The organism is Methanosarcina spelaei (assembly GCF_002287235.1).
In the GTDB taxonomy this organism is placed as follows: domain Archaea; phylum Halobacteriota; class Methanosarcinia; order Methanosarcinales; family Methanosarcinaceae; genus Methanosarcina; species Methanosarcina spelaei.
Genome location: NZ_LMVP01000133.1, coordinates 1 through 5,389, shown reverse-complemented (window position 1 = coordinate 5,389; position 5,389 = coordinate 1). Strand labels below are relative to the sequence as shown.

The 5,389-nt window shown below is 40.7% G+C and carries 4 protein-coding genes; 3 read left to right on the top strand and 1 reads right to left on the bottom strand.

Translation table 11 applies throughout. The features are described from left to right. Positions 1-494 precede the first annotated feature (494 nt). Both thiC and ASJ81_RS08465 read left to right on the top strand, forming a co-directional pair. Entirely contained in the window at positions 495-1,781 is a 1,287-nt protein-coding gene (gene thiC / locus ASJ81_RS08470; protein WP_095644095.1) for a phosphomethylpyrimidine synthase, read from the top strand. A gap of 521 nt (positions 1,782-2,302) precedes the next feature. Then, a complete protein-coding gene (locus ASJ81_RS08465) occupies positions 2,303-2,977 on the top strand; it encodes a hypothetical protein (RefSeq protein WP_141241632.1) in 675 nt (224 codons plus the stop codon). A gap of 340 nt (positions 2,978-3,317) precedes the next feature. Here the strand turns inward: ASJ81_RS08465 and ASJ81_RS08460 are convergent, their stop codons facing one another. After that, positions 3,318-4,232, bottom strand: a complete 915-nt coding sequence (locus ASJ81_RS08460; protein WP_095644093.1) for a DUF2156 domain-containing protein — start codon at positions 4,230-4,232, stop codon at positions 3,318-3,320. A 484-nt stretch (positions 4,233-4,716) separates the two neighbouring features. On the opposite strand from ASJ81_RS08460, the gene ASJ81_RS08455 reads away from it, so the two are divergent. Continuing rightward, positions 4,717-5,256, top strand: coding sequence for a GNAT family N-acetyltransferase (locus ASJ81_RS08455; RefSeq protein WP_095644092.1), 540 nt, complete (start codon positions 4,717-4,719; stop codon positions 5,254-5,256). Positions 5,257-5,389: the final 133 nt, after the last annotated feature.

Sequence of the window (5,389 nt, the reverse complement as noted above, 5' to 3'; positions counted from 1 at the left end):
GGTCAGGTTCAGTTATTTCACTGGTCAGGTTCAGTTATTTCACTGGTCAGGTTCAATTGTTTCACTGGTCAGGTTCAGTTATTTCACTGGTCAGGTTCAGTTATTTCACTGGTCAGGTTCAGTTATTTCACTGGTCAGGTTCAATTATACCGGTAAGCTGTAAAAGCCTTTACTTTAAAAACAGTTTCCGTGTTTTTCTTTCTACATATGATCTAAATACTATGCACACATTATTTATATATTTGTCTGCTTATACATGTTTCATGACTTGCCAGACGTGAAAAGATATATATGAGTTCACCATCTGTTCTAGTCCGCAAGATGGAAGTACTGGATTTATCTTTATCCTTATTATTCTGGTCAACCTTATAATATGCTTATGATATCCTGGCTATTTGCAGTCCATGATATTGCTGTTATTTAGCATGTTTTCATTGATATTTGTTTAATAATACAATTATAATTGTCTCATAAACCTGCAGTCTGGAGTAACAATGACACTGATGGAAGATGCGAAGAGGGGAATCATCACTCCCTCTATAGAAACCGTGGCAAAAGCTGAAGGAATAGACCCTGAGACTGTCCGCTTCTGCGTGGCAAAGGGATTAATCGCTATCCCCGTAAATAACAGGCGAGAAACCCTTCCTATAGGCATTGGCAAATATATGAGCACAAAGATCAATGCCAATATCGGAACATCAAGGGACTGTATAGATATTGATGCCGAAATCGAAAAAGCAAAGGCTGCAGAAGCTTTCGGCGCTCATGCCGTAATGGACCTTTCCACAGGCGGAAATCTGGACGAAATTCGCACCCGCATCCTTAAATCCGTTAACATTCCAGTCGGGACCGTCCCAATTTACCAGGCTGCGGCTTCCAGGAAAATTGTTGTGGAAATGACTTCGGATGATATGTTCAACGCTGTCCGGAAACATGCCAAACAGGGCGTGGACTTTGTGACCGTGCATGCAGGAGTTAATTTAAATTCCCTTGAGCGACTGCGCCAGAGCGATAGGATAATGAATGTCGTGAGCCGTGGAGGTTCTTTCACCCTTGCCTGGATGTTGCATAACGGAGAAGACAACCCCTTCTATGCCGAATTTGACTATCTCCTTGAAATCGCAAAAGAATATGATATGACCCTGAGCCTTGGGGACGGCATGCGTCCAGGTTGCATTGCCGATGCCTCTGATCGCCCGAAATTTATGGAATTTATCACACTTGGTGAACTCGTGAAGCGGTCAAGGGCTGCCAATGTCCAGACCTTTGTGGAAGGCCCTGGCCATGTGCCTTTAAATGAAATCGAACTGAGCGTAAGAGGCATGAAAGAACTATGCAATGAGGCTCCTCTTTATCTCCTGGGGCCAATTGTAACTGATATTGCACCAGGCTTTGATCACATCACAGGCGCAATTGGAGGAGCAATTGCAGGAATGCATGGTACGGACTTCCTCTGCATGGTCACCCCTTCCGAGCATCTTGCCCTTCCAACCCTTGAGGATATAAAAGAAGGCCTGCTCGTAACAAAGGTTGCAGCCCACACTATTGACCTTATAAAGGAAGGCCAGAGAGAACGCGCCTGGGAAAAGGACCTTTCTATGGCCTGTGCCCGCAGGGATCTTGACTGGGAAAAACAGTTTGAACTGGCAATTGATGGCAACAGAGCCCGCAAAATCCGGGATGCTCGAAGAACCGAAAGTGATACCTGTTCTATGTGTGGAGATCTCTGTGCCTTAAAAATCGTAAAGGAAGCTTTTGAGAAAAAGAAAATCGAAAAATGATTTTTCCAATTCTTTTCTCGTTTAAGTCTTTTTTAGCTCTTATTAATGTTTTCAGCTATCCTTTAACTTTCTTTTTATCTTTTAAAGAATAAGTACAAAATTTTTCAAATACGGCTCTTCGCTGTTTTGTATGGTTAAAGATAATTGTTTTGTCATAAAGTACTCCGATCAAGTATGAAAACATCAAGCTTGAACGTGATTTTCAAAATCATAGGTGCTCCTAAATTTTAGGTATGTTACTTCAACATTTGGGAGCTAAATATAAGTTACCCACTCAAAATAGCGAAGAGCCAAATTTCTTCCTATTTTATTATTTTTGAGCTGGCGAGTTTGTTTAGTTAACCGGCTTCCAGAAGCTTGATATATGTTCTCATGTCTGCCATGTTCCTGATCCATAATATGGATATTGCAGGTTATGGTTTCAACGGTATGGTCACTTTTATGCAAAATTTTGATAATAATCATCGCCAAAAAATTGGCTTAATTATATAAATATAGTCGATGGTTTTGAGCAATGAATATTGGGAGAATATTCCGAGCTAGCGCTAATCAAAGACAAATCCATGATAGTTATCGATAATATGGTTAATGACATTGAAAAACAAATATTGAGAGAATATCCCGAGCTAGAGTTGATCAAAACCAAATCCGTGACAGTTACCGATAATATGTGGCGGGTTGCATGGTCTCTCACGCCGCGTTGGCTGTTTGACGAAGTGATTAATGAACTGTTCTCGAGGAATATCTCTTATTTCTTCTGGCTGAATCAGAATGAGATGTTCTTTGTGCCTAGCATGCCGGAAGGTGATGGAATTCGCAAGTACACGTCAGTTTGTCTGGCAAGGAAAATCGGAGCCGATCGCATAGCACAATGTTTTACACTCGCGTGTTGGGGCCCTGCATTTGACTTTCAGGCCATAGGAAGGATGATAGAGGATATTACTGCTCTAAAACCTAAGATTGCAGCATTGGATGGTAGATACGGACGAAGTCTTCTACGAACTGTTGTCGGCGATCGATATGCATTTACCCATGCTGTAACGATAGAGCCCGCTTTTCCAACAGAGTATCTCCGGCAGCTTGACAGGCTCGGATATGACGTTTACTATATCAGTTCTGAACAGGAACAGCTTGACGCTTTGAAAACGCTTGCAGAGGATAAAAATGAGGAGGCGCTAAAAGACACCTGCTATTAATTCTTTTCAATTTATTCACCATACCATTTTAAGAATGATTTATTGAAAACCGCAATGTAGCACCGAAAAACTTGAGAAAAATCTATACCTTTGAAACATGCCTGGAAATAGGCATAGAGTGAAATTTACTGGTCATTTGTTAAGGGGAATTTCAATAAACATCAATTTTTGGCGAGTCGTTTATATTATAGTATAGTAAAGAACTTATTGAAAAATTAGATTTATTGAAATACTCCGTAATAAAATTCTATTAGCAATTCTTATATTTTTAGTATTCAACATTCTAATTTTTTTCTTTTGTCAATATTGGATGTAGTACTTGAAAGCAGTACATATACTATTATTTGATTACTGGAAAACAGGTTCGTCGGTTAAGCGAATAAACCTCTACCATATGGTGCGGGTGATATCTCAGTTTTGCCTTTCGAAGTCCACTGATGCCGAGATCGCTTTCCCGGTTGATATACTCCACCTCGCTGGCAAGAACCAATGCAGTTTCGGCATTGATTGCCTTGTATATTCCTTCATACTCAGGTAGTCCTTTCTCAAAATGGATTAGAGCCGTATCAGTATTGAGGCGCTCAAAAAGAGAGATGGCACCTACCTGTAAACCAACCCTTATCAAAAGACCTCTCAGGGGTAACTCGGTTAAGTGTTCGAGCGCATAAGAAATGGCCTCTATCTCGTGGGCAAGAATGAAATTCTCATCGCACTTTTTGCATTTACACCACTTTACCAGGAACTCCATTATCTCTTCTCGGTTTTCTGGGGTTATCGGTTCGACCGTATACCGGTAATTTTTTTGGAATTTATTGATCTGACTGCGGATTTTGAGATATTTCTTTCCAGGAAGTTCAGCAAGGTCGATACTCCGGTACACATACTCAAAATGGTTAAGATCCGGAACCAGCATAAGGTCAGGGTCGATTTCCTTCATCCGTTTTGCAGTCTCAGGATCGATGAGCATTAGGGGCTTATTATTGTCGCTCATATCCAGCGCTAGCTGTATCACCTCTCTCATAAGTTCAGGATCACGGGGGCCTATAGGTGGATGTAACCGTGTCACTCCAGCAGCGGTGCACTCAAGAATCACGTTCTTTTTCACGTATGCGTACCGGTAATGCATAAAACGGTTCCAGCAGACCATGCTCGTGAAAGTGTTATCGCTATGGGTTTGAGGGTAGAGTGTATAATGGCACTCGAAAAAAGCCCGATCTGCAAGTGTGACCGGTTTGAAATCTTTTTTATCAAGCATTTTAAACAAGACTTTTTTACTTCATACTTATTGCTTTATAATTATTTTTATTTCAGTCGAATACCCCGCTAGCTTGCTGCGGGGATGGAAACTTCCCCGGTAACCGTTGATAATAATAAAATTTCTCAATTCCATTTTCGATTACTAACTTCTGCTCACACTAAATTGTTTAGGGTTATTATTTCCTTTAACGGAATTTTGAGCGGTGGCGCGAACATACCCCGTTGCTTGCAGCGGGGTGCGCCAGCGCAACTTTGATTGAAACTCTCAGGCTAGTAAAAATTACATACATTAAGAGTGGGATTCAAAATAAACTCATCTCAGGCTAGTAAAAATTACATACATTAAGAGTGGGATTCAAAATAAACTCAGCCTCATACATTCAATTTCATACATTCAATCTCATATACTTAGTTTAATATATTCAGTTTCATTAAATCTATGAAATTATCTAGATCTATCAGTTTAATAAAGGAATCGGAAAATGTCAGAACCTGAAATGAAACTTACAGAAGATAAAATAAAGCCTGTAGAGGACGAAGTAAAATCTGGGTTGAAAATCCGCGCCGCAGAAATTGAAGATGTTTCCTTGATTCTTGAGTTTGTCAAAGGCATTGCCAGGTTTGAGAACCTTTCCCACCTTGTCATGGCGACGGAAGAAAACCTGGCTGAGGGCATATTCGGAAAAAGGCCCTATGCAGAGGTTTTCTTTGCCGAGCTGGGCGGGATTTCCGCCTGGTTTACTGTTTTTTTCCACAATTTCTCTACTTTTGTGGGAAAGCCGGGATTCTATATCGAAGATATTTTCGTAAAACCCGAGTTCCGGGGAAAAGGGATTGGGAAAGCAATGTTTCTCCATTGTGTAAAGCTTGCAAAAGAAAGAAACTGCGGGAGAATGGAATGGGCAGTCCTTGACTGGAACCCTGCCAGGAAATTCTACGAACACCTTGGAGGAAGTCCTGTAAATGGGTGGAACATCTACCGTATGAATGAGGAAAAATTTGAAAATGCGCTTGAAAAATGAATTTGAGATAAAACTCTCAACAGGACTAAAATCTGGTTTCAGGCGTGGTTTCGATGTCTGAACCATGTCTTTACGTTGGGACTGAGTATTTATGTTGAAACTAAGTTTTTAGGTTAGACTAAGTTTTTAGGTT